Origin of the sequence: Janthinobacterium rivuli (assembly GCF_009208735.1) — a bacterium.
Taxonomy (GTDB): domain Bacteria; phylum Pseudomonadota; class Gammaproteobacteria; order Burkholderiales; family Burkholderiaceae_D; genus Janthinobacterium.
Window position 1 is genome coordinate 445,676 of sequence record NZ_WFLJ01000001.1, and the last position, 24,683, is coordinate 470,358.

General features: G+C 63.2%; 16 protein-coding genes. 9 read left to right on the top strand and 7 right to left on the bottom strand.

What is annotated here, in order from left to right:
- The first annotated feature begins 188 nt into the window (after window positions 1–188).
- The 4 genes from GCN78_RS02050 (at window position 189) to GCN78_RS02065 (ending at window position 5,837) form a co-directional block, all read left to right on the top strand.
- On the top strand, window positions 189–2,867 hold the full coding sequence (locus GCN78_RS02050; protein ID WP_226939411.1) for a TonB-dependent receptor: 2,679 nt from the start codon (window positions 189–191) through the stop codon (window positions 2,865–2,867).
- Window positions 2,868–3,204: 337 nt separating this feature from the next.
- Window positions 3,205–3,489, top strand: a complete 285-nt coding sequence (locus GCN78_RS02055) for a hypothetical protein (protein ID WP_152250181.1) — start codon at window positions 3,205–3,207, stop codon at window positions 3,487–3,489.
- Window positions 3,490–3,533: 44 nt separating this feature from the next.
- Window positions 3,534–4,430, top strand: coding sequence for a MurR/RpiR family transcriptional regulator (locus tag GCN78_RS02060; protein WP_152250182.1), 897 nt, complete (start codon window positions 3,534–3,536; stop codon window positions 4,428–4,430).
- Between the two features lie 84 nt (window positions 4,431–4,514).
- Window positions 4,515–5,837 carry an aspartate aminotransferase family protein gene (locus GCN78_RS02065; protein WP_152250183.1) on the top strand — a complete coding sequence of 441 codons (1,323 nt, stop codon included), beginning with the start codon at window positions 4,515–4,517 and terminating at the stop codon, window positions 5,835–5,837.
- Window positions 5,838–5,994: 157 nt separating this feature from the next.
- Here GCN78_RS02065 and GCN78_RS02070 read toward each other — a convergent pair whose 3' ends face one another.
- The 6 genes from GCN78_RS02070 to tssF all read right to left on the bottom strand — a co-directional run bounded on the left by GCN78_RS02070 (window position 5,995) and on the right by tssF (window position 15,585).
- Complete coding sequence (locus GCN78_RS02070; protein ID WP_099379104.1) at window positions 5,995–6,258, bottom strand: PAAR domain-containing protein; 264 nt, start codon at window positions 6,256–6,258, stop codon at window positions 5,995–5,997.
- A 28-nt stretch (window positions 6,259–6,286) separates the two neighbouring features.
- On the bottom strand, window positions 6,287–7,009 hold the full coding sequence (locus tag GCN78_RS02075) for a hypothetical protein (RefSeq protein ID WP_226939412.1): 723 nt from the start codon (window positions 7,007–7,009) through the stop codon (window positions 6,287–6,289).
- A 696-nt stretch (window positions 7,010–7,705) separates the two neighbouring features.
- Window positions 7,706–9,952 (bottom strand): T6SS effector phospholipase Tle3 domain-containing protein, encoded by a 2,247-nt coding sequence (locus tag GCN78_RS02080; RefSeq protein ID WP_152250184.1) that lies wholly within the window; start codon window positions 9,950–9,952, stop codon window positions 7,706–7,708.
- A 23-nt stretch (window positions 9,953–9,975) separates the two neighbouring features.
- Window positions 9,976–12,720, bottom strand: a complete 2,745-nt coding sequence (locus tag GCN78_RS02085; protein WP_152250185.1) for a type VI secretion system Vgr family protein — start codon at window positions 12,718–12,720, stop codon at window positions 9,976–9,978.
- A 43-nt stretch (window positions 12,721–12,763) separates the two neighbouring features.
- Window positions 12,764–13,792 carry a type VI secretion system baseplate subunit TssG gene (gene tssG, locus GCN78_RS02090; protein WP_152250186.1) on the bottom strand — a complete coding sequence of 343 codons (1,029 nt, stop codon included), beginning with the start codon at window positions 13,790–13,792 and terminating at the stop codon, window positions 12,764–12,766.
- Window positions 13,753–15,585 carry a type VI secretion system baseplate subunit TssF gene (gene tssF / locus GCN78_RS02095; protein WP_152250187.1) on the bottom strand — a complete coding sequence of 611 codons (1,833 nt, stop codon included), beginning with the start codon at window positions 15,583–15,585 and terminating at the stop codon, window positions 13,753–13,755. Before tssF ends, tssG begins: the two co-directional genes overlap by 40 nt.
- Window positions 15,586–15,878: 293 nt before the next feature.
- Here tssF and GCN78_RS02100 point away from each other — a divergent pair, with 293 nt between their 5' ends.
- The 4 genes from GCN78_RS02100 to GCN78_RS02115 all read left to right on the top strand — a co-directional run bounded on the left by GCN78_RS02100 (window position 15,879) and on the right by GCN78_RS02115 (window position 22,751).
- Window positions 15,879–18,119: a serine/threonine-protein kinase gene (locus tag GCN78_RS02100; RefSeq protein ID WP_152250188.1), complete on the top strand. Its 2,241-nt coding sequence runs from the start codon at window positions 15,879–15,881 to the stop codon at window positions 18,117–18,119.
- Window positions 18,116–18,676 carry a hypothetical protein gene (locus tag GCN78_RS02105; RefSeq protein ID WP_152250189.1) on the top strand — a complete coding sequence of 187 codons (561 nt, stop codon included), beginning with the start codon at window positions 18,116–18,118 and terminating at the stop codon, window positions 18,674–18,676. Before GCN78_RS02100 ends, GCN78_RS02105 begins: the two co-directional genes overlap by 4 nt.
- A 341-nt stretch (window positions 18,677–19,017) precedes the next feature.
- Window positions 19,018–21,711, top strand: coding sequence for a DNA mismatch repair protein MutS (gene mutS, locus GCN78_RS02110; RefSeq protein ID WP_152250190.1), 2,694 nt, complete (start codon window positions 19,018–19,020; stop codon window positions 21,709–21,711).
- Window positions 21,708–22,751: a hypothetical protein gene (locus GCN78_RS02115; protein WP_152250191.1), complete on the top strand. Its 1,044-nt coding sequence runs from the start codon at window positions 21,708–21,710 to the stop codon at window positions 22,749–22,751. The genes mutS and GCN78_RS02115 overlap by 4 nt, the downstream gene beginning before the upstream one ends.
- A 169-nt stretch (window positions 22,752–22,920) precedes the next feature.
- On the opposite strand, the gene GCN78_RS02120 is transcribed toward GCN78_RS02115, so the two are convergent.
- The gene (locus GCN78_RS02120; RefSeq protein WP_152250192.1) at window positions 22,921–23,466 is read right to left on the bottom strand and encodes an FKBP-type peptidyl-prolyl cis-trans isomerase; all 546 of its coding nucleotides are present in this window, start codon (window positions 23,464–23,466) and stop codon (window positions 22,921–22,923) included.
- 93 nt (window positions 23,467–23,559) lie between these two features.
- On the opposite strand from GCN78_RS02120, the gene GCN78_RS02125 reads away from it, so the two are divergent.
- Window positions 23,560–24,681, top strand: a complete 1,122-nt coding sequence (locus GCN78_RS02125) for a cupin domain-containing protein (protein ID WP_152250193.1) — start codon at window positions 23,560–23,562, stop codon at window positions 24,679–24,681.
- Window positions 24,682–24,683: the final 2 nt, after the last annotated feature.

Genomic DNA, 24,683 nt, shown 5'->3' on the forward strand with positions numbered 1-24,683 from the left:
TCTTCGATGCGCGGCGCGCCGCCAGGGCGCATGAATGCAGCAGGGATACCGGAATTGGTATTGACATCGCAAAAGAAGTCATTTGTGGGGCAAAGTCATTCCCACCTACCATGTTTCTGAGCAAGTTCCAGCTCCGGCGGCGACCGCCGCGGCGTTCTCAACATAACTAAAAAACAGGTGGAGACAAGATGAAGCAATCGATGGCAACGGGCACCCGCACGCCCAGGCAAAACACACGGCTGACCTTGAAGGCCACGGTGGCCGCGCTGGCCGGCGCCGGCCTGCTGAGCAGCGCTTCCGTCTGGGCGCAACAGGCGCCCGCCGTGGAAGCCGTAGAAACGGTGGAAACGGCAGCACCGGCGGCAGCCGCACAGGAAGCCGCAGCCGACCATGCCGGCATCGCCGTGGTGGCCGTCACCGGTGTGCGCCGCGCCGCACAGAGCGCGCAGACGATCAAGAAAAACAACGACCAGGTGGTCGACTCCATCGTCGCCGATGAAATCGGCAAATTCCCCGACAAGAACGTGGCCGAAATCCTCGGCCGCGTGACGGGCGTGCAGATCCGCCGCGAAGGCGGCGAGGCCGGTTCCGTCATCATCCGCGGCTTGCCCGGCGTGGTGACCCTGCTCAATGGCCGCGAAATGTTCACCTCCGTGGGCCGCAGCCTGTACCTGGCCGACATCCCGACGGCCATGCTGCAGCGCGTGGACGTGTACAAATCGCAGGGCGCCGACATGGTCGAAGGCGGCACGGCCGGCGTGGTCGACGTGCGCACCAACCGCCCGTTCGATTTCAAGGGCTTCACGGCGTCGGGCAACGTGCGCGCCGAGCACCGCGACAAGTCCGGCTCGACGGATCCGAACGTCAGCGGCATGGTGTCGAACCGCTGGAAGACGCCATACGGCGAATTCGGCGCCCTGCTCGGCCTGTCCTACCAGCGCAGCAAATACTATGACGAGACAATCTGGAACGCCGAACCCGTCAAGCGCCCGGACGCGGGCAACATCACGGGCCCGGATTCCGTCGGCATGATCCCGACCGTGGGCGACCGCAAGCGCTACGCGGCGAACGCCGCCTTCCAGTGGCGCCCGAACTCGCAGGTGGAAGTGTATGCGGAAGGCATGTCGACCCTGATCAAGCACGCGTTCGACAGCCAGTTCTTCGTCGGTTCGCTGCCCTGGGGGCAAAACCCGGACATCACCCTGATCCCCGGCACCAATCAGGCGGCCACGGTGGGCAAGATCGACGGCCCATGGTCGCCGTTCACGCTCGGCTCGACCCAGGCGCGGCGCGACCGCTCGATCGGTTCGCAAGGCGCCATCGGCGCGCGCTGGGACATCACGCCGCAGCTGCGCGCCACGACGGAACTGGCGCGCACGGTGAGCAACTTCGAGCGCGAATTTCCCATCCTCGACTTCCTCGCCCATCCGACCAGCGTGATCGGCAGCACGAACGTGAACGGCGGCGCGCAGATCAGCTACCCCGGCTACAACATGCTGGACCCGAAGAACTACACCCTGCTCGGCTTCTACGACAATCACAGCCACGACGAAGGCAGCTCGACCGACTGGCGCGGCGACGTCACCTACGACATGGACAGCACGGGCTTCTTCCGCGAATTCTCGGGCGGCGTGCGCCTGGCCAAGCGCAAGGCCGAATCGATCCGCGAAAAGAACGTGCAAGGCGGGCTGACGTCGATCATGACTGCCGATGCCCTGCCCGGCCTGGCCTGCACCTCGCATAAGAACACGGGCAACTTCGGCCTGCAAAGCTGGCTCACGCCGTGCCGCGACTTCATGCTCAACAACACGGATACCTTGCGCCAGCTGTTTACGGGCAGCACCGAGCGCAGCCCGGACGATCCGATGACCCACTTCAAGGACGTGGAAAAAACCAATGCCATCTACGGCAAGGCGCGCATCGGCTTTGACGTGGCGCAGGTGCCGGTCGATGGCACCGTGGGCGTGCGCGTGGTGCAGACCAAGCAGGACTTGCAAGGCAATTCCTCGCAAAACGGCATCGTCACGCCGGTGCGCGTGAAAACGTCCGATACGGACGTGCTGCCCAGCCTGACCCTGAAAGCCATGTTGCGCCAGGACCTGATCGCCCGCCTGACGGCCGGCAAGGCCGTGCAGCGCCCGAACTTCGCCGACTTCAATCCCGGCGTGACCCTGGGCCAGAGCCTGGAGATGGTGCGCCCGACGGGCAGCGGCGGCAATCCCGACCTCAAACCCGTGGAAGGCAAGAACCTCGATGCGGCGCTGGAATGGTATTTCGCGCAGACGGGTTCCGTCACGGCCACCGTGTTCCGGCACAACTTCAAGAATTACATCCTGTCCGGCTCGGCCAAGGAAACGTATGGCGGCATCGAGTACGACATCACGCGCCCCCGCAACACGTCGAAAGGCCACCTGCAGGGCGTGGAAATGGCCTACCAGCAGTTCTACGACAAGCTGCCCGGCTGGATGAGCGGCCTGGGCCTGCAGGCGAACGCCACCTACATGACGGGCGAGCTGGAAGAACTCAATGGCGGCGTGCATCCGTTCACGGGCATGTCGAAGTGGTCGGCCAACATCGTCGGTCTGTACGAACAGGGACCGTGGTCGGCGCGCCTGGCCTACAGCTGGCGCGACAAGTACGTCGACGACTACAACTACCGCGGCAAGGGCATCCACCTGACAGTGGCGCCCACCAAGACCCTGGACGCGTCGGTGTCGTACAAGCTCAATCCGCATACCACGGTGACGCTGGACGCCAACAACCTGCTCGACTCGACCTACCGCGACTACCACGACACGCCGGACTATGTGCGCGACGTGCGGCGCTATGACAAGGTTGTCGGCCTGTCTGTGCGCTGGAGCTACTAAAAACGCCCAGGGCGTTGTTGCCGCGCCTCGCCGTACTGTGCGTACTGTCTTCGGCGCGGCGCCTAGCCCTGGACGTTTTTAGCACCGGCAGTAACACCTGACCAAACCGGCTGCGCGGCGCGCTTTGCGGCCGGCGATGGTTTTGTCAGGCGTCGAAACGTCGTTGAAATTCATAATTTTCTTCTTCCTTCGAGGGTTTTCAGCGCCAGCCGGCAACGGTTGGCGTTTTTTTTGCTCTATGGAATCTATCCGACAGTGGAATTGATTCAACGCAAAATGGTGGCGTCCGGGCGCTTTTATGCTGGCAGCCTGACTAGCGAACCCGGCGGGGGACAGCATGCGCAATCCACGGCCCATCGACACACACCTATTTCAGCCCGACATCCCGGTGCGGCTCGACATGCGCACGGCGGCGCTGGTCGAGCATGCGCTGGCCTTGCAGGAAATGGCCGGCACGGGCGCCGCCGCCCTGTTTTTGCACTGCCACGACGTGCCGCTGCCCACCGCCTTGCGCGTGCTGACGACCGGGCCGCGCCGCAAACCGGCCGGGCCGCATCTGTTTGCCCGCCTGCGTCCACGCACGGCCGCCCGGGCGCAAGCGTCGCCGCTACCGGCGCGCTGACGAATCCTGTACCATCGCCGCAAACTATCAACTGAGGCACGGCGATGCAGGCAGCGACACCCCACGACTCCTATGCGGCACTGATGGACCTGATCAAGGCGCGCCATGCGCAGCTGAGTCCGCAATTCCAAGCCGGCGCGCGCTATCTGGTCGACCATCCGGACGAGGTGGCCGTCTCCTCGATGCGCAGCATCGCCGCGCGCGCGCAGGTGCAGTCGGCCGCCCTCGTGCGCCTGGCGCAACAGCTGGGCTTTGCCGGCTGGCCCGAGCTGAAAGCCATCTTCGTGGAACGCCTGCGCGCGGGACCAAGCGACTATGCCGCAAAGGCGGGCGCGCTGGCCGGCAAGGAGGGAAAAGAGCGCGACCTAGTCATCGAAGTATTCACGGTGCAGCAACGCAACCTGGCCGCCACGGAAAGCGCCAACCATGGCGCCCTGGATGCGGCCGCCAACCTGCTGCAGGCGGCGCCCCGCGTGCACGTGGCCGGCTTTCGCGCCGCCCACCCCATCGCCTACACCCTGCATTATCTGTACCGGCTGCTGCGCCCCAGCGTGCAGCTGCTGAGCGGCCAGGGCGGCACCCTGGAAATGGACTTGCGCGCCCTGCAGGCGGGCGAAGCCGTCGTCGTCGTCAGCTTCGCGCCGTATTCGAGCGAAGCGCTGCTGGTGGCGCAGGCGGCGCGCCTGGCCGGTTGCCAGGTGGTCGCCATCAGCGACAGCGCCATCTCGCCGCTGGCCCTGCAGGCCGACGCCAGCATCGTCATCGCCGTCGACAGTCCCTCGTTCTTCCCCTCCATCGTGGCCGGCGTCGCAGCCGTGGAAAGCCTGGTGGAATTGCTGGTGGCACGTGCCGGGCCCGATGCCGTACACGCCATCGGCGCGGCGGAAAAGCAATTGCGGGCGCTGGGCGCCTACGCAAAAACATCGAATGATGTAAATTAAAAATAAAATACATCAAACGTTGCAATGCGGTGCAGCGCATCCTATAATCGGCCATCTCCCCCTTGCCGACAAGAAAGCGATGCCATGAGCCATGTCTTCCACCGCAGCCTGACCGCCAATTACCCTGTCGCCACGGGCGGCGACGGCCCTTACCTGATCGATGCGGATGGCAAGCGCTACCTGGACGCCTGCGGCGGCGCGGCCGTCTCCTGCCTCGGCCATTCGGATGCGGCCGTGATCGCTGCCGTGCAGCAGCAGGTGGCCAGCATGGCGTATGCGCACAGCTCCTTCTTTACCAACGAGCCGATGGAGCAGCTGGCCGATTTCCTCGTCACCCGGGCGCCGGCCGGCATCGACAGCGTGTATTTCGTCTCGGGCGGCTCGGAAGCGGTGGAAAGCGCACTGAAAATGACGCGCCAGTATTTTGTCGAGCGGGGCCAGCCGCAACGCCGCCACGTCATCGCGCGCCGACAGAGCTATCACGGCAACACCCTGGGCGCGCTGGCCACGGGCGGCAACGCGTGGCGGCGCCAGCAGTTCGAGCCGCTGCTGATCGACGTCACCCACGTATCGCCCTGCTATGCTTACCGTGACCAGCCGGCCCATGAAACGGACGGCGACTACGTGGCGCGCCTGGGCCAGGAACTGGAAGACCATATCGCCGCGCTGGGCGCGGAGAACGTCATGGCCTTCATCGCCGAACCCGTCGTCGGCGCCACGGCCGGCGCCCTGCCCGCCGTCGCCGGCTACTTCCAGCGCATGCGCGACATTTGCCAGCGCCACGGCATCCTGCTGATTCTCGACGAAGTCATGTGCGGCATGGGCCGCACGGGCAGCCTGTTCGCCTGCGAGCAGGAAGGCGTCACGGCCGACCTGATCTGCATCGCCAAGGGCCTGGGCGCCGGCTACCAACCGATCGGCGCCGTGATGGTGTCGCGGGACATCCGCGACACGATTCGCGCCGGCACGGGCTTCTTCCAGCACGGCCACACGTATATCGGCCACGCCACGGCCTGCGCCGCCGCGCTGGCCGTGCAGCGGCAGATCGAGGAACGCGATTTGCTGACCAACGTGCGCGCCATGGGCTGCTTGCTGAACGAGCGGCTGCACCAGCGTTTCGACGGCCATGCGCACGTAGGCGACATCCGCGGCCGCGGCCTGTTCCTGGGCCTGGAACTGGTGCAGGAGCGCGCCAGCAAGCAACCGTTCGACCCGGCCCGCCGCCTGCACGCAGGCATCAAGGCGCACGCCATGCAAAACGGACTGATGTGCTACCCCATGGGCGGCACCATCGACGGCCTGCACGGCGACCACATCCTGCTGGCGCCGCCCTACATCATCGACGCCAGCCACGTCGATGAGATCGTCGACAAGCTGGGCACGGCCATCGACGCCTGCGTGGGCTAAGAGCCTATCCCAGCAGATGAATACATCCCCTGCTGGCGCCCCTCAGAAGCGGGGACTGCGTTGATCATCGTCGCGTGGCTCGCCACGCGTCCTCCTCACGCCTTGTCCGCGCTCCTGATGCGCTGCCAGCAGAAGACGCTCCCTACTGGCATAGGCTCTAACCGCGCCCGCTGTTGCCCACGGTAGACATCAGGCTGGCGCCGCAGCTAGTCTTGTGGCCGTCAAACGCCACAGGCACGCCATCGATCAGCACCTGCGGATCGCCCTCGGCGATCACGCAGCGCACATGGCCCTTGATCGGACACACGCAAGGGTCGCCCTTGCGCGCCACGGCCACCCCCAGCACCGTACTGTTCGGCGCCGCGCCCACCACCTTGCCGCCATGGCTGGTGGGGTCGTTCAAGCGGATCACGCCACGCATGCTTTTCTCCCTGGATATATCAAGTTCCTCATTGCGAAAACCCCTGGTAATACTCGGGTGCATCGTGGCGCAAGCCCCACCACGGCAAATACGCATGGTTGCCGCCGCGCGCGCGGAACCATGGCTGGTCGGCCCGGATCGGCCGCGCGACGGCGGGCGGTGCCACCACCAGCGCCACGGGGGCCGACAGGTCGCTGGTGCCGGCCACCAGCACGGACTTGCCAAAGTGATGCGCATAGGCGATGCCGAGCGCCACGTTCGTCAGGGCCGTGCCCGCGCCCGTCTCGCCCAGCACGGCGGTCAGATTGAAGCTTTGCTTGAGGAAATCGAATTCCGGCAGCTGCACGGTGAGCGTCTGCGCCAGCGCACCGAGTCGTGCGGACGAATCCTGGTGCGTATTGCCGGCGTCGTGGATCAGATAGCCGATCCCGGTATCTTGCCTGTTGGCCTTCGCCGCCGCCTCCTCGATGGCCGCCGTCCACGCCTGCACCAGACGCGGCGGTTCGCCCTTTTTGGTTTCAAAATCCGCCACAGCCTTGCTGCTTGGATAGCCTAGCCAAGCCAGCGGCGCCCGCTCCGTTTTAAAGTCGGGGCCGGCCAGCACCAGCAGCACCAGGTTTTCGTTGATCTGCCGGTCCAGAGGCCGGCTGGGCGCATCCCAGTTCATGACCCAGACGGTTTCCTTCGGGTGGCTTTGCAGGTAGTCGAGCGCGGCGGAAAGTGAAGTGAAACCGACGTTGGGGCCGCCCATGGTGACGCGGACGTCGGGCGGGGTGGAGCGGGTCCAGAGAGTGGGAGAGTGGATGTTGCCGATGCTAAAAGTCCTTGCAACTCTTTTGCGCACAAATGCTATTGTTTCTACCGGATCGAGCTTACCTTCTGGCAGGGCATATTCGATATGGATACCAGCCAACTCTCGCCAGCGTGACTTGTCCTCGGCTGAATGAACATTGTAAAAATATTCTGGATCAGAGTAATACACATCATGGTACAAGTTCATTAATTCATTAATGTATTTTTCATGGTATCCATCGAAAGTTTCGGTGCCTTCATTGCCTATGGCAATGGAGGCAATACTTTGCAACTTAGAGTACTTTTCAGGTTTTTCTTTTACCATGTCATCGTTCGGATTCGGTCGTGCCAGGCCGAGGGTCCAAAGTAGCTGCCACTCAGTTGGATAGTCTCTACGCTGCAAAGGATTTAGCCATTGCAAACCAACGACTTGGGCCATGAATGGCCGCGCTACTGGCATAGGAGTATTTGAGGTTGCAGATACCACCTTTGTGCTTGTAGGCGTACGCAAGCGTACACAGGCTGACAGAATCAAGACAATCAGAAACGTACCGAGCGCATAAAAAAGTATAGATCTAACCACGGTATAGCCTCCAAAAAATTGGAACAACTCTGCAATACACTAAAAATTCAATATCCAGCTACGAAATGGGCTTTAGTTAAATGCTCGCTCACCGGAATTGGGATGCGAATCAGGAGCAGGGTTTTCTCTCACGTCAACTATGGATGCAGGAAGACTCCACTCCCCACCCGTCTGCTGAGACCATTGAGTGATGGTCAAACCATGCAATTTCCCATCATTAAAATATTCTTCGAACAATTTAGCGGATTCAGTATTATTTAGCGCTCTCAACAACCTCCAATCCGCCGCCACCCGCAACTTGCGCAACTGATCCGCCTTGATGCGGCACACGCCCACCGCCACGTCATACGCAAGCGCCCGCTCCGCATGCATGGGATTGGTCAGGATGGTGGAATGGTCGGTGGCGTAGGCGCCCGCCTGGCTGGCCATCGACTCCGCTATGCGCGTGCTGCGCCATTGCTGGTAGTCGGCGTCGGGCGTGGCGTTGGGCATTTCCTGCTGCACTTTTTTGCCCGCAGGACTTTTCCCTTCCCGCACCGCCTGGGCGCGTATCACCGCGCGCTGCTCGAACCGCAAACGCGCCTCGTCGTCGGCCGTGCCCCTGGCGCTGTCCATGCGTTTGGCCTCGTCTTTTCCCGCCTGCCCCTGCAAGCCGCCGGGCGGGATGGCATGATCGGCAAGGTAATCGTCACCGGCAGTACGCTGTTTTCCGGCCTGACGCGATTCGCCGGGCGGATCGTAGCCTTCGTCGAATTCCTCGCTGCTCTGGCCAAAACGCAAGGACTGCGGCGTGAAGGGCGACAGCAGGTCGGGCGCGTTCAGCTCGATTTTCCAATCCTTGTGGGGCGAGGCATTGCAGGGGCTGCGGGCCAGGCCCGTCATCACGATGAACAGGGGCGCCAATCCCACCGTCAGGATGGTGGAAAAGGCACCTTCGCTGGCCTCCACGCCCTGTTTGATGGAATACGACGCATATTTCTGTGCCGGAAACCAGAAATCGTTGCCGCCCGGCGCAGGCTTGCGCCAGTGATCGGTCCAGTAGTGATAGCTGCCTTGCTTGCCCACCTCGAAACCCTGGGCAAACACGCGCTGCACGCACACGCCTGCCGCGTCGGTGGCCGTCAGCTCGCCGCCGTCCTTGCTATCCTTGGCCAGCGAACCCGACAGGCCGCGCCAGCCGATGCCCTCGATGGCCACGGACGACACCACCACGTCGTGCGGATTGCAATAGATGGTCACCCTGCCATACGATGACTTCTTGCCGCCGCGCGCGGCGCCGGCAATCCCGTATCGTTCACGATCTTTGGCGGCGGAAAAACCGTGCTGCAGGTTGGCCATGCAACGGTCGATTTCCTCGTCTGTCTGCAGCTCGCCCGGGGTGGCGCGCTGGCGGATGATGGCAAAGAAGTTTTTCAAGGTATTCAGGCGCGCCTGCACCGTCACCCGGCCCGTGCTGCCGTCAGCCGCGCGCAGATTGCCGGCCACCCAGTTCTCGGCGCTATTGCGTTTCGCCAGGCTGTACGGTGAATTGCAGATGACATAGTTATCGGCCACGCAGGGAACGCCATCGGCCTTGGGCAGGCGGGCGCCGAGAAAGGCGGCCGCCATCGCCACCATCGTGCCCTGGCTGTGGCACACGATGGTGACGGGCACATCGGCCTGCTGCTGGCGGATGGCTTCGACCAGCCTGGCCAGGCGATAGGCGGCCAGCACGAAATACGGGCGCGGCGGGCAGCTGTACACTTGCCGCTCCGAAAAGGGATTCATGTGCTGGATCTTGTTCCACAAAAACAAATCCTCGCTCAGCCCCTCCTTCCACAGGTCTGCCAGCGCGCTGCAGCCATTGGCAAACGGGCCGCCGCCCCAGTAATCCTGTTCGTTCAGGTAGATGCCCTTGCCGTATTGCTGCAGTTCTTCGCCGGAAGCCTTGTAGCCCCAGCGAAAGCGGAGCACGGGAGAAAACGTGCCCGCATCGCGGATCAGGGTGTCGGCCGACATCTCCGGATGGAGAAAGCCTTCGGCCGTGATCTCGGCGCCATAATTGACCGCCTTCAGTTCGCCGCCCTCCACGCCACGGTGCCGCAGGTGATGGCAGGAGCGCTTGAGGCGCTCGTTGAGGCCCTTGCACAGGCCTTCTTCGGCCGCCGCGTACCACTCGCCATCGGAATTGACGCCGTGCACGAAGATCATGATGCCGGGCAGCGGCAACTGCTGCAGCGTGTCCCGGTCGCTGCTCTGGAAATTGGCGTTGCAGGAAAACTGGCCGAGGATATCGATGTGGGGGTCGTCGCAAAGCGGCGGGTGGGGGTCGAACTGCATGGATTGGTCTCCAGAGTCGGGGTTCAGGAACGGCGGCGGAAGAAGAAGCCCTTCAGCCGCTGCAGATGATCGGTCGCCACCTTCGGCCCGCGCCCGTCGGCACCGCTGGTGCCCGTCATGGGACTGTCACCTTCACGCTCGATGTGCACTTCCACGCCCTCGACGGGCAAGCCGTCGGTGGGACGCAGCAAGCGGGGCACGCGACCCAGCTCGCCCTCGCCGAAGATGGGCAGCTCGCCTTTCATGCTGCCCGGGCCGTTCCAGTGATGACCGTCGGTCTTCACCGTCAGCGCGCCGGGTCCGCCCAGCTCCACCGCGCCGCCGGACAGCTTCAGGTAGGCGCCGCCCGCCGTCATGAAGGTGATTTCGTCCTGCGCCACGCCGACCAGGCGCGTGCCCGCCGTCAGGCGGATTTCCTTGGCCGCGTCCGCCTGCAGCAAGTCGTGCTGGCTTTGCAGCACAAACTTGCCGAAGTGGGCCACCTGCACGATGCCATCCTGGTGCGCGAACAGGGAAATGCCCTTGCCAGCGTTGACGTTGCAGCGCTGGGCCGCGCTCAGTTGCAGATGCTGCTGGGCCACCAGGTCGATATTCGTGCCTGCGTTGCTGGCGATGCTCCTGGGCGTGCTCAGCGCCACGCCCTCGGGCGCCGTGATGCTGACGGCGGCCTGGTCGGCGGCGATGGCTGCCCCCAGCGCCTTGCTGCCGGTCGCGTCCAGCGCCAACGCCTGGTGCTGGGCGGCAAACTCGCCCAAGGAGCTCAACAATTCCAGGCACTCCTGCATCACGGCGGCATGCTCGCTGCCGTCGAGCTGCTTGCCGCTGGCGCCCAGCTGTTTCCAGGCCGAAATCAGCAGCGAGCGGGCGGTGCGCACGCTGCCGCTGGCGTCGCTGCGCAATTCAAAGCCGTCGCCGCGCTGCTGCCCTGCCCCGTCGCTGCGCGGCTCGGTCAGGTAGCCAAGATTCAATTGCGTGGCCGCCTGGTCGCTGGCCAGCTGCGCGCTGATTTGCGATGGCGTGTCGTCAAAGCACAGCTGGTTGCCGCGTCCACCGCGCACTTCGCGACTGCGCATGCCGGAAAGATACCGGTTGCCGGGCAAGGTGCCGCGCACGCTCAAGCCCGGCGGCGCGCCCACGGTGTTGTACAGCTGGCCGACAATGATGGGCCGGTCCGGGTCACCACCGAGAAAATCGATCAGCACTTCCGCGCCGATGCGCGGCAATGTCAAGGTGCCGCATTGTTTGCCGCTGCCCGGGCCATTGCCGGTCCAGCTCGATACCACGCGCACCCAGGCCGAGTCACGCTCCGTATCGGAGGCGCCGCTGCCGTCGGCATGCGCGTGATCCGGCGTGCGCGTGGCGCCAAAGCGCACCTTGACCCGTCCCAGCGCATCGCAATGCACCTCTTCGCCGGCAGGCCCCACGACCAGCGCACTTTGCAGGCGCACGACGGGAAAATCGCCGCGCGGATCAAAAGCGGGCACGATGGCGATGCCGCGCCGCACGCAGGTAAAACGGTTGCGGTAGCGCAAGGCCGCCTGGCCATCGGCGCCTGCCCCTTGCGCGGGACCGGCGTCGCGCTGCCAGCCGCTCTGCGCAAACAGGCGCTCGACCCGCGCGTCTAACCCCGTCGGCAAGTTATTGCTGGCCGCCACGCTCAAGGCCGTGAGGACGAAACTGCGCTCGGCCACCGGGTGGCTGTCGATCTCGGCATGCCCTTCCAGGCTGAACCACTGGCCCGCGCAAAAGTCGCGCACGCAGCCTTCGCCCTGGAAACACTTGCTGTCCATATCGTGGCGCGCCATCGCCAGCTGGCCCAGTTGCCGAAAATCGTCGTTGCTGCCATCGGCCAGCGGCGGCTCCACGATATAGTCGTCGAGACTGGCTGCGAAGCGATTGCCATTGCTGCCCTGATCCACGCCGCCGTGTGACCGCGTGGCCATGAACTGCGGGCTGTGCGGGTGACCATCGTCCCAGCTGTAGCGCTCGGACTTTCCCGGCTGCAAGCGGCGCACGGCGCTCCAGGCCGTCACGGTATCCCTTTCCTCAGTGGCGTCATCGCGGTGATAGCGCACCGTGCCGGCCGCGTTGTGCGCCAGGCGGCTGGCGTCGTCGAACAGCAGCAGGGTATGCACGGGCGTGGTGGCGGCGTTCGAACTGGCCGGCGCTCCCGCCTGGAAGCACCAGGCGATGCCGCGGCGCCGGAGCAGGCGGCGGATAAAGGCGGCATCGGATTCATTGTGCTGCATCGTGAATTCGCGCATGGGCAGGCTGCGCGCCGCCAGCGCCGCATCGATGGCGAGATCCAGGCTGGCCGCAAGCACGCTATTGCCCTGCCGCCACTCGTCAAACAGCAGCTGCACGATCTGCAATTCATGTTTATTGCGAAACACGCGCGTGTTGATACGTTTTTCCAGCAACGCCAATCCATCGCGCAGCACCAGCTGATAGGTGGCAAGGCCGCCGTCGCTCTGCCCCGCACACGCTTCGGCGACGATGCCGCACACCCTGCGCAGTTGCCCCTGGTCGGTAACGATCTGCAATTCGGCCGGCACGGCGATGAACTGTTTCAGCGGCAACTGCGCCTCGGTGGCCACGCACAGAATGCGGTATTCCAGGCCGCCGCAGATGGCCTCGCTGCCGCTGATGCGCTGCGGCAGCAAGACATCCTCATTGATGCCATCCGGGTAAGCGAGGCGCAGCCGCAAGGCACGGTTTCCGGCAGTCAAGTTCTTGTCCACGGCCATCCATTGCGCGAAGTCTTCCATGGGTTTCCTCCTTCCAGCATTCATCGAAACACAGCAGGCGATCTCAGGCGGAACCATCGAAACGCAGTTCGTAATGCATGTCGTCACGGTCGCGGGCCTGCAACTTGTCTGCCAGGAAAGCATCCTCCGCCAGGCAGGCGCCCACGCCCAGGATGCAGCCGCGCACGTCTTCCCGGCGCAGCACCAGGCGTATTTCGAAGCTCACGCCCGGCAAGCCAAACAGCGCCAGCATCTGGCGCAGGGCCAGCGCGCCTGGCCGGCCGGGCAAGAAATCCTCATAGACACGGCGCGCCAGCGGCCCCAGCACCAGACGCACGCGCAAGTCGGCGCGCCGGCAGCGCTCGCCCAGCATGGCGCCCTGCCCCAGCCGCGCATGCGCCGTGGCCAGCAAGGTGCGCTCCCGCGGCGCGCGCCGGAACCAGGCGCCAACAAACCGCTGCAAGCGCACGGGCACGCCGAAATACTCGGCCAGCACCGCCTGCATCGCGTCGGCCGACACCGGGCGATGGCGCAGCATGGCCGCGTAATGGGCCAGCACATGGGCAGGCAAGCCATCCGCCTGCCTGGCCATCTCGGCAGGCCAGGCGCCCGCCAGCGCCAGTTGCAAGGGCAGGAAATCGCCGCCGTCGGTGTCTTGCTGGCATTCGATGCGGAAGCGGGCCCAAGCCTGGTAAAACAGGACGAGCGCGCGGTGCGACAAGGTATCGAGCCAGTCACCGGGGCCACCGTCGCCCGTCTGCCGCGCATGGCGGGCCAGCGTTTCCGTGTAATGCAGCGGCAGGCTGCCATGCACGCCCAAAAAACCCAGCATGGCCGCGCGCACATGCACGTGCATCCCGCCGTCCGCCTGCGGCTCCAGCCACAGCGCTTCGATTTCTCCCGGGGCAAACGACAGCGACGCGCTGCCATGCAGGCGCAGGCAATCGCGAAAAACGTGTTCCTGCGACATGCCTTGCTGACTCAGCCAGGCAGACAACAAGCGCACCGCCTGAAAGAAGCCGGTGCCGGACGGATCGGCAATCAGGCGCGCGACTACACCAGCGTCTGGCTTCCATTGCGTGGCAGGCAGCACAGCAACTCCTTTCCAGTCTTTTGCGACAAGACGATCAGGCGGGTGAACGAGCCCAGATGCACATACAGCCCGAGAAAACGTTCGATGACCTGGGCAAACGCATGCAGGCCGCTGCCGACAAAGGCGTCCTCGTCAACGGACAGCAGCACGTCGACGCCGAAGACCAGGCTGCCACCCGACTCGTCGTGCAGCCAGGTGCTGGCGGCGCGCTGGCGCAGTGCGCTTATGCCCGCGATCTGGCGCGCGGCGCTGGCCGAACCGGGCAAGTTGTACAACTCGAGTATTTGCTTGAAGAGCGGCAAACCCTGTTCATTCAGCGACTGATGGTTCAGGGACAATTGCGCGATCAGCCGCCAGTGCGACGCCGCGCCCGCAGGGAAGCGACACGGCGCACCGGGTTTGCGCAGCAGGCGCACCGGCAAGGCGCTGGCCACGCCGTCATGATGCAAGTCGCCGGCGGCATGGCCGAACACCAGGCGGCCCGGCAAGTCGCGGTTGCTGCAAGTCAGCATGATGGACACCGTTTGCGTCGCGTCGTGCAAGGGCTGCATGGCGCCGTCGACAAAGGCGATGCGCATGTCGTAGCCGGGCTTGCTCAACGCCATGTCCTCGTCGCGCCGCGTCACCCAGTAGCGCCCCTGGCGCCCGCCCGCCTCGCCATGGCGCATCGAATAGAACGGGTGAAACGCATCGAGTCCGCTGCCGTTCTCCATTTCACTGAGGATATGTGCGCTATCGACGCTGTAAATATCGTAGCAATGCGCCTGCCGCACCGATGGCAGCAGCACATGCTCGGCGCTCGCGTGCGTGAGGCGGATGGGGTTGGCCGCCTGGCGGAACAGGTTGACGACAGGCGTGCATCCCGGCAGCAGATGCCTTGCGGACAGGGGCCGCAAGATACGCGCGACATCCGTATCGGCCTGCACGTCGGCCAGCAGCAGGTGCACGGTGCAACGCCGGCAGGCCGGCGGCAACAGCGGGCGCAGCACAGCCAGGTCGAGGTCGATGAAATTGAATTTATCCGGAAAGGCAAACCATTCGCCCAGCAAGCGGTAGGCGGGATGCGAGGCGGCCATGGCCGGCATCAGGGCATCCTCGGCGGCAAAACCGACCGGATGCAGGGGCACGGCGTCCAGCCCATGCCATGTGCCGTCGACTTCCACATAGGCACAACGTGCACGCAGAAACAGGCTGTCGCGCAGGGTGGCGCAAAAGGAAGGCTCGCCGTCGAGGAACAGGCGCAGCGCCGGCAGCGGGAGCCCGTCCAGCGTGGACGTTGCGCCCGTCGCTTCGAGCGTGATGCTGATCGCCGCGCCCAGATCCGGCGCCAGGCGCACTGCGGGCGGGGCCGCCACGATGGACTGGAAGCGCACGTCGGACAGACGCAGCGGCGCCACGGCGACATCGTACGCGGTGGTGAACTTGCAGGCAACGCCCTGATGCTCGGCCGCATGCATGACCGTGCCGCGCGGAATGGTGGCCAGCTCGGTCACCGTCGCCGCGTCATTATCGATGCGGGCAATGGCGCAGGCAGGAAACGGGCGCAAGTAATGGGGAAAGTTCACTTCCAGCAAGGTTTCACTGAAGGTGCCAAAGCCATCGGCCAGCCGCTTGGCCGTGCGCGCGTTGAACATGGCGAACGCCTGCAGCATGCGCGCCAGATGCGGATCACCCATGTCGCCGCCCGCGATGCCCAGCGCGCCGGCGATGGCGGGATAGCGCCGGGCAAACACCTGATTGTGGGCGTGCAAGGTGCCCAGTTCGCGCTCGTAATACTGCAGCAACTCATCCATGAACGCTCCCATCGCCTGATCGACACATGCCGGTATCACCCCATCTGCATTATTGAGGAAGCGGGAACGAGGAAAGTTGAGTTTGGACAAGATTGCATGCATCAGCAAGGAATGCCATCCAGGCGCTGGCATGGCAACTTTTGTTCACTCCTTGTCAATAATAATTGACTTATTCGAAACAATCGTTTTAAATCAGGAAGTTACTCAAAATCAATCATCTTGAGCATGCAAACATCGCATTGACCCTTTTCGATGCTTGACGCCCACGTTGATGCACTCTCAAGCCAAGGTATATGGAACTGCTCGACTCCCTGCGTCAGCCCCCGCCGCAAGACGACACGATCAGCGGGCACTATGAAGTGCGCCGCTTGCTGGGCGAAGGCGGTTTCGGCCATGTATTCGAAGCCTGGGATGCCAAACTGTGCCGCAGCGTGGCGCTCAAGCGGCTGAAACCGCAAGCCGACGTGCTGCATCCCGAAAAACTCATCAATGAAGCGCGCCTGGCCGCCTCGCTCAAGCATGCGGCCTTCGTGCGCATCTTCGCCATCGAAGGCCAGGGAACGGGCCAGTCCATCGTCATGGAACTGGTCGAAGGCCAGACCCTGGGGCAGTTCATGCACGGCGGCAAGGCCGACCTGCACGCCGCGCTCGACATCGCTTACCAGATCGCCGACGCCATGGACGAGGCGCACGCCATGGACCTCGTGCACGGCGACCTGAAACCGTCGAACCTGATGCTGGAGGCGAACGGCAAGGTGCGCATCCTCGATTTCGGCCTGGCACGCCACATGGACCCGCAAGCCACGCAAACGACCACCCTGTGCGACTTGCAGGGCACCATCGCCTACATGGCGCCCGAGCGCCTGATGGGCCGCCTGCCCGACACGCGCGGCGACGTGTATGCCTTGGGTGCCATGCTGTACGAAATGCTGGCCGGCCAGCGCCACTTCGCCCACCTCAACGGCCTGGCCCTGGCCGCCGCCCACATGCAGGCGACGCAGCCGTGGCCCGACCTGCCGGACTCGGTGCCGCCCACCATCAACGCCCTCGTGCGCGCGATGACGGCTCACGACCCAGCCGAACGGCCGCGCACCATGCGCGATGTGCGCGAGGCGATTGGGACGCAGCGCGGGGAACCGCTCACCTTGGCCACGCCCCTTGCTGACGAGACGCCCGCGAAGGAAGAACCGCCCGCCAGCGTCTCCATCCGCCTGCCCCTGCCCCGCAAGCGCACGCTGAAATGGGGCGCGGGTGTGGCACTGCTGGCCGTGCTGGCGGGATGGCAGCTGCCCAACATCATTCCTGCCGTCAAATCGTTCGTCACGGGAGAAAAAGCACCCGCGCCATATTCGGAAATGGCCAGCATGGCGGCGGGGATGGAGGCGTTGCGGGTGTTTGATCGAGATAGCAGCCAGGAACAGGCGATCAAACATTTCAGTACAGTATTGCAACACAATGCATCCAATGCGGCTGCGTCAGCCGGGCTGTCATTGGCATACGCCCTGCGCTATATAGGCAATGGCCGCGATATGGTCTGGCTGAAGCGTGCGGACGCCAGCGCCCAACAGGCAATCGCATTGGATAATCAACTAGCGCTCGCCCATGTGGCACATTCCTGGGTCCTGGAGTTCCAAGGGAAACAGGAAGATGCTCAAATTGCAGTGTCCAAGGCATTGAATCTGGATCCGCAAAACGTACTGGGCCTATACGGAAAAGCAAGGTCACTGGTCTTTACACAAAAATTTGAACTGGCAAAAAAATTACTTGATAGCGCAATAACCCTGCATCCCAAAGAGCGACTTTTCCCTATCATGCAGGGAATCATGATGTATAAGCAGGCCGATTATGCAGGTGCAGAAAAGGCATATCGAAAAAGCATTGAGCTTGATCCGCAATCGGTGAACGGATATGCCTATCTAAATGCCGTACTGCTGCGTCAAGATCGCAATGACGAAGCGTTACGCGTGCTTCAACAGGGCCTGCAATTCCAGCCGCATTGGGAGTTGTACACAAATCTAGGCACGTCACTATTCGCCAAAGGCGATTATTTAGGTGCAGTGCAGGCATTTGAGAAATCGGTTGGTTCGGCCAAGGGTAATCCGGGAACCTATCAGCTATGGGCGAATCTTGCAGATGCACAACGCTGGATACCAGCGCAGGCCGCAGCGTCGCAGCGCTCGTACCGGCGGGCCATTGAATTGCTGACCCCACTCTTGGCCCTCATGCCGGAAGACGCCACCCTCAATTCACGCATGGCAATGTACCTCGCTTATGTAGGTGAAAAAAAAGCGGCAACGATGAGGATAGAAAAGGCCCTTGGCATCGCCCCAAAACTATCCGACCTACAATTTAGAGCGGCCCTGACATATGAGTTAACGGGAAACCGCGACGCAGCCTTGGCGGCATTACTAGAAGCGAGCAAGCTCGGCTACCCTATCAACCTGATCGAATCCGCGCCCGATTTATTGAACCTCAAACGAGATGCTCGCTATCAGCAATTTATTATCCACTTGAAAAGAGACCTTAAGACATGACGCCTGTCAGCCCTTGGATGAAGTTATCCGTACATTTTGATGCAGACCAGATTACCAATCAGCTCGACTATAATTTCACTTCCTGTGACGGTACGGCCGATCCCCGCCATGGGCCCTACATGGGCGGTGTGCACTTCCAGAAAGGCCAGCATGTATACTTGGATGTCACTTGCTGCGGCTCCAAGGAAAGCGGTTTCACGTCGTTCCAGATCGTTGATTGCTGCATCATCACCGTACCGCAATTGACGCAGATTGGCCCCAAAGTACCCACGATTTATTCGCCGCCATCGCCGTTCTTACAAGCCGTGGGCGCTACTTACCATTTACCGTTGGATTTCGAGATCCAACAGCTGTTGGGCGAACCAGATCAAGTGCCGCTGCACCGCATTCGCCAGGAATGGAAACACAACCTGGACGTAGGCTATGCTGCTGGCCGTTGGGAATTGTCTTTCGTCATGACCGTGCGCATCATGCGCGGTGAAGATGTGCAGCCAGAATTGCGCGTCTTCTCTTTCGATCCGGAAAGCTCAGTTGGCGGAACGTCGACCTACGGCTAATATTGCCTTTCCTTATATCCAAGGCACGACTCGATTCGTCATTCGGCTTTCATCGGCATTTATATCGATAGCGTGAGTTCATGACGACATACCTGGCCAGTACGGCGTTCTGGCGAGAGCTAGCTTGCCATTACCTGCCGCCGGCAAGTAACCCAAGCCGCGCCCCCACCGGCGCGGCTTTTTCACACCCGCACGCAATACGCCGCCCTGCCCGCCGAAAGCGGTAAAATGACGGCCTTGAACCCAAGCTCCGCCCCCTGGCGCGGCTTGGCACGCACACAGCACCACACACAGCCCGGCAGGCACGCCTTTCCTGCCGCCGGACCAACGACAAAGAACACATGACCACCGTCCCAAAAGAAATCAACGCCGCCGCGGCAAAGAAGAATTCGGCTGAAAAGCTCACGCCCATGATGCAACAATATATGGGCATCAAGGAAAACCACCCGACGATGTTGGTCTTTTACCGCATGGGCGATTTCTACGAGCTGTTTTTCGAGGATGCGGAAAAAGCCTCGCGCCTGCTGGGCATTACCCTGACGGCGCGCGGCGTGGCCAGTGGCAACCCGATTAAAATGTGCGGCGTGCCTTTCCATTCGCTGGACGGCTACCTGGCCAAGCTGGTCAAGCTGGGCGAGTCGGTGGCCATCTGCGAACAGATCGGCGACCCGGCCACCAGCAAGGGCCCCGTCGAGCGCAAGGTCATGCGCGTCGTCACGCCGGGCACCCTGACGGATGCGGACTTGCTGCCCGAGAAGGCCGAGCGTCCGCTGCTGGCCATGTGCAGCATCACGCAGCGCAAGTCGGTCACCACGGGCCTGGCCTGGCTGTCGCTGGCCAGCGGCGCTTTGAAACTGATGGAGTTTTCCGGCGACAGCGCCACCGTGGCGGCGCGCCTGCAGCAGGAACTGGAACGCATCGTGCCGGCCGAAATCTTGAGCGGCGACAATGGCAGCCTGTTCGACGACTACGCGGGCACCCACATCAACCGCGTGCCGGACTGGCATTTCGACGTGGTGGGCGGCCACAAGGCCCTGCTCGATCAACTGGGCGTGGCGACCTTGACGGGCTTTGGCGCCGATGGCCTCGGCGCCGCGTTCGGCGCGGCCGGCGCGCTGCTGCGCTATGCGCAATCGACGCAGGGACGGGGCTTGCAGCACGTGCGCTCGCTGACAACCGAGACGGAAAGCGAATTCATCGGCCTGGACGCGGCCACGCGGCGGAACCTGGAATTGACGGAAACCATCCGCGGCCAGGAATCGCCGACCTTGTTTTCCCTGCTGGATCATTGCCGCACGGCCATGGGTTCGCGCATGCTGCGCCACTGGCTGCACCATGCGCGGCGCGACCAGAACGTGGCGCGCGCGCGCCATGAAGCCATCGCCGCGCTGGCGCAAAGCGAAGCGGCGGGGCCACTGGCCGCCACCCTGGCGCAAGTGCCCGATATCGAACGCATCACCACGCGCATCGCCCTGCTGTCGGCGCGTCCGCGCGACCTTGCCGCCCTGCGCGACGGCCTGCTGCAACTGCCGGCCCTGCGCGGCGACGTGGTCCGCTGTTATGGTCCTGGCCAAGGCGGCGAAAGCGGCTTGCTGGCCGCCATCCACGCTGCGCTGGCGACACCGACCGCCTGCCTGGACTTGCTGGTGCGCGCCGTGGCGCAGGAACCGGCGGCCATGGTGCGCGACGGCGGCGTGTTCGCCACCGGCTTCGACGCCGAACTGGACGAACTGCGCGCGCTGTCGGAAAACGCGGGCCAGTTCCTGCTCGACCTGGAAACGCGCGAACGCGCGCGCACGGGCATCGCCAACCTGCGCGTGGAATACAACAAGGTGCATGGCTTCTACATCGAAGTCACGCACGGCCAGACGGACAAGGTACCGGACGATTACCGCCGCCGCCAGACCCTGAAAAACGCCGAGCGCTACATCACGCCTGAACTGAAGGTGTTCGAAGACAAGGCCCTGTCGGCGCAAGACAAGGCCCTGGTGCGCGAAAAGCTGCTGTACGACCTGCTGCTGGCCGAGCTGGCGCCGCACATCGGCACCTTGCAGACGATTTCGCAGGGCCTGGCCCAGCTCGACACCCTGAACGCGCTGACGGAACATGCGCAGCAGCACAACTGGGCCGCGCCGCAGCTGGTCGACGAGCCGTGCATCAACATCGTCGAGGGCCGCCACCCGGTGGTGGAAAAGCAGATCGAACGCTTCATCGCCAACGATTGCCGCCTCGTCAACGAGCGCCGCTTGCTGCTGATTACCGGCCCGAACATGGGCGGTAAGTCGACCTTCATGCGCCAGGTGGCATTGATCACCCTGCTGGCTTACGTGGGCAGCTACGTGCCGGCCGCGTCCGCCACCATCGGTCCCATCGACCGCATCTTCACGCGCATCGGCGCCACCGACGACCTGGCGGGCGGACGCTCGACCTTCATGGTGGAAATGACGGAATCGGCGGCGATTCTGAACGGCGCCACAGAACACTCGCTGGTATTGATGGATGAAGTGGGCCGCGGCACCTCGACCTTCGACGGCCTGGCCCTGGCGTGGGCCATCGCGCGCCATCTGATCGACAGCAGCCGTAGTTTCACCCTGTTTGCCACGCACTACTTTGAGCTGACGCAACTGCCGGACAGTCACCCGAGCGCCGCCAACGTGCATTTGTCCGCCGTCGAGCACAAGGACAGCATCGTCTTCCTGCACGCCGTGCAGGCCGGTCCCGCCTCGCAAAGCTACGGCTTGCAGGTGGCGCAACTGGCCGGCGTGCCGCAACCCGTGATCAAGGCGGCGCGCAAGCACCTGGCGCGCCTGGAAGCGCAGGCGCTGGACGCCACGCCGCAGCGCGACCTGTTCGCGCTGCCTTCCGCCGATCCGTATGCGCAAGAGGAAGAAGAGGCAGCGGCGGCGCCGCTGGCCGCGCTGAACGCAGCACAGCAAGCCTTGCTCGACGCCATCGCCGACCTCGATCCCGACGCGCTCACGCCGCGCGACGCGCTGGAACAGCTGTACCAGTTGAAACGGCTGGCCGCCGCATGACCATACGGCGCAGCATCGCCAGCCTGCGCCTGCTGGCTGCCGGCCTGCTGGTCGCCAGCCTGCCATGGCAAGTGGCGCTGGCGGCCCCCGCCGACCAGGCCGGCTTCGAGTTTGCCGTGCTGGGCCATTCCTTCAACGCGGGGCCGGACGATGGCCCCCTGAAGAAAGCCATCGCGGAAACGAGCGCCTTCAATGCCTCTTTCGTGGTGGCCACCGGCATCAAGGCCGCCAGCGAATCGTGCAGCGACAAGCTGTACAGCCAGCGCAAGGACGTGCTGGACGCCAGCGGGCCGCCGCTGATCGTCTCGCTGTCGGCCAGCGACTGGGCCAACTGCCGCAATTCGCGCGGCAGGGTCAACGCCATCGAACGCCTGAACCGCTTGCGCGACGTGTATTTCGCCGACGACCAGAGCCTGGGCCAGCGCAAGCTGACCCTGTCGCGATTGTCATCGACGGCGAAATTCCGCAGCTATGCGGAAAACGCCCACTGGGAATACGGCGGCGTGCTGTTTGCCACCGTCAACCTGCCCGCCAACAACAACCATTTCTTGCCGGAAGCGGGACGCAACAGCGAATTCGAAGACCGCCTGGTGGCCAACCGCTCCTGGCTGCAGCGCCTGTTCGCCATGGCGCAGCGCAAGCAGCTCGACGGCATCGTGCTGTTTTCCGATGGCGACGTGGGCGTGCTCGATGAAGACGACAATTCGCTGCTGCCCAGCTTCAGTTCGAAACAGGATGGCTTTGCGGGACCGCGCAAGCAGATCCGTACCCTGGCGAAGAAATTCAGCGGCAAGGTGTTATTGGTCGATACGCAACGCGATGGCGACGCGGAGGGCAAGGAAGGGAAAAGTAAAAAGGCCGCGGCCAGGGCAGGCGGGCCGAAAATCAGCTGGAAAGGCAACCTGGGCCACGTCAGCATCGACAACGACTGGTCCGCCATCGCCGTACGGCCCGGCAAGACGCCATTCTTTGAGGTGCGTCAACGCGCCACTCGACCATCGGCGCAGGCACGGGCCAGGGCGTCGACGCTGCGCCGATAAAATAAAGGCCGGCACGCAGCCAGCCTTTATCTAACAAACAACAGACGTCACGACGCCTGACAAAACCGTAGCGAGCGGCAGTGATTTGTGGCCGAGAAGCGCAACCGTACTCTAGTACGGTGAGCATCGCCGGCCGCAAAGCGCGCCGCGCAGTAGGTTTGGTCAGGTGTTAATGAATAGGATGGGTGCGGAAGTGATCGCCGTCTTCGCCTTCATCATCTTCATCGCCATGGTCATGGCCGTGTGCGCCATGCACGTGGCCATGGGCGATTTCTTCTTCGGTGGCTTCGCGCACGTCAGCGACGGTCAGCGAGAAGCGCAGCGCGATGCCGGCCAGTGGATGGTTACCGTCCAGCACGACCTTGTCGTCGGCGATATCGGTGACAGTGAAGATCATCGCTTCTTCGTCCGGCGAATCGCTTTCCGGCATGCCTTCGAACTGCATGCCCACTTCCAGCGGCTCAGGCAGGCGATTGCGCGGCTCGACCTTCACCAGCGCTGGATCGTATTCACCGAAAGCATCATCCGGTTCGATCTGGATCGTGTTGGAATAGCCAACTTCCTTGCCGTCGAGCTCTTCTTCGATCTTCGGCAGGGTGTTTTCATAATCACCGTGCAGGTAGACCATCGGCTGACGGCCGTCTTCGATCAGATTGTCTTGCGCGTCTGACAGTTTGTAGTTGACAGTCACGACCGTATTTTTGGCAATCTTCATTATGCTTCCTTTCATTGTATAAGCTGGCAAATTATACCTTCACGCCGCCAACGGCAGGCGCATTCCTGCATTTCCGGTTGTTATAATGGGCGCATGAAAAAATTAACTCTCCTCGGCGATATCACGCCGGCGCAATTCCTGCGCGACTACTGGCATAAAAAACCCTTGTTGATCCGTCAAGCCGTGCCTGGCTTCAAGGCGCTGTTCGATTTCAAGGCCCTGGCCGAGCTGGCCACCCTGGACCACGTCGAATCGCGCCTGGTCAGCCATGCGGATGGCCACTGGAACATGCAGCAAGGTCCGCTAACCAGCCTGCCTTCGCTGAAACAGAAGGAATGGACCCTGCTGGTGCAGGGCGCCAACCTGCACAGCGCCAAGGCCGACGCCCTGCTGCGCCAGTTCCGCTTCCTGCCGGACGCGCGCCTGGACGACCTGATGGTCAGCTTTGCCACCGACGGCGGCGGCGTGGGCCCGCATTTCGATTCCTATGACGTGTTCCTGCTGCAAGGCCAGGGCAAGCGCCACTGGCGCATCGGCGCGCAGAAAGACCTGAGCCTGATCGACGGCTTGCCGCTGAAAATCCTCAGCAACTTCACGCCCGACGAGGAATTCACCCTGGAACCGGGCGACATGCTGTACCTGCCGCCCCACTACGCGCACGACGGCGTGGCCATCGGCGATTGCCAGACGTATTCGATCGGCTTCCGCTCGCCCACGTTCCAGGAACTGGGCGAAGCGTTCCTGCAATTCATGGCCGACTCGATCGACTTGCCGGGCATCTACAGCGATCCCGACCTGAAAGCGTCGGGCAAGCCAGCGGAAATCCCCCGCGAAATGCTCAGCACCATCACGGAAGAAATGAACAAGGTGCGCTTCACGGAAGAAGACGTGACCATTTTCCTCGGCGAACACCTGTCGGAACCGAAGCACAATGTGTTTTTCACGCCGCTGTCCAAGCCGCTGACGGTGGGCCGCTTCGCGGATGCCGCACAGAAAAAGGGTGTCGTGTTGTCGCGCAAGACCCTGATGCTGTATCGTGGCAAGAATGTCTTCATCAATGGCGAATCGTTTGCCATTGGCAAGGCCGATAAAACGGCCCTGGAAACCCTGGCCAACGAACGCGCCCTCGATGGCGCCACCGTGGCCCAGGCTTCCGATGACGTGATGGATGCCTTATATACCTGGTATCAGGATGGCTGGATCGAACTGGCTTGAAT

Excerpts from the sequence above, each read along its gene's own strand:
- GCN78_RS02050 (WP_226939411.1), top strand. The coding sequence starts at position 189 with ATGAAGCAATCGATGGCAACGGGCACCCGCACGCCCAGGCAAAACACA.
- GCN78_RS02055 (WP_152250181.1), top strand. The coding sequence starts at position 3,205 with ATGCGCAATCCACGGCCCATCGACACACACCTATTTCAGCCCGACATC.
- GCN78_RS02060 (WP_152250182.1), top strand. The coding sequence starts at position 3,534 with ATGCAGGCAGCGACACCCCACGACTCCTATGCGGCACTGATGGACCTG.
- GCN78_RS02065 (WP_152250183.1), top strand. The coding sequence starts at position 4,515 with ATGAGCCATGTCTTCCACCGCAGCCTGACCGCCAATTACCCTGTCGCC.
- GCN78_RS02070 (WP_099379104.1), bottom strand. The coding sequence starts at position 6,258 with ATGCGTGGCGTGATCCGCTTGAACGACCCCACCAGCCATGGCGGCAAG.
- GCN78_RS02075 (WP_226939412.1), bottom strand. The coding sequence starts at position 7,009 with ATGGGCGGCCCCAACGTCGGTTTCACTTCACTTTCCGCCGCGCTCGAC.
- GCN78_RS02080 (WP_152250184.1), bottom strand. The coding sequence starts at position 9,952 with ATGCAGTTCGACCCCCACCCGCCGCTTTGCGACGACCCCCACATCGAT.
- GCN78_RS02085 (WP_152250185.1), bottom strand. The coding sequence starts at position 12,720 with ATGGAAGACTTCGCGCAATGGATGGCCGTGGACAAGAACTTGACTGCC.
- tssF (WP_152250187.1), bottom strand. The coding sequence starts at position 15,585 with ATGGATGAGTTGCTGCAGTATTACGAGCGCGAACTGGGCACCTTGCAC.
- GCN78_RS02100 (WP_152250188.1), top strand. The coding sequence starts at position 15,879 with ATGGAACTGCTCGACTCCCTGCGTCAGCCCCCGCCGCAAGACGACACG.
- GCN78_RS02105 (WP_152250189.1), top strand. The coding sequence starts at position 18,116 with ATGACGCCTGTCAGCCCTTGGATGAAGTTATCCGTACATTTTGATGCA.
- mutS (WP_152250190.1), top strand. The coding sequence starts at position 19,018 with ATGACCACCGTCCCAAAAGAAATCAACGCCGCCGCGGCAAAGAAGAAT.
- GCN78_RS02115 (WP_152250191.1), top strand. The coding sequence starts at position 21,708 with ATGACCATACGGCGCAGCATCGCCAGCCTGCGCCTGCTGGCTGCCGGC.
- GCN78_RS02120 (WP_152250192.1), bottom strand. The coding sequence starts at position 23,466 with ATGAAGATTGCCAAAAATACGGTCGTGACTGTCAACTACAAACTGTCA.
- GCN78_RS02125 (WP_152250193.1), top strand. The coding sequence starts at position 23,560 with ATGAAAAAATTAACTCTCCTCGGCGATATCACGCCGGCGCAATTCCTG.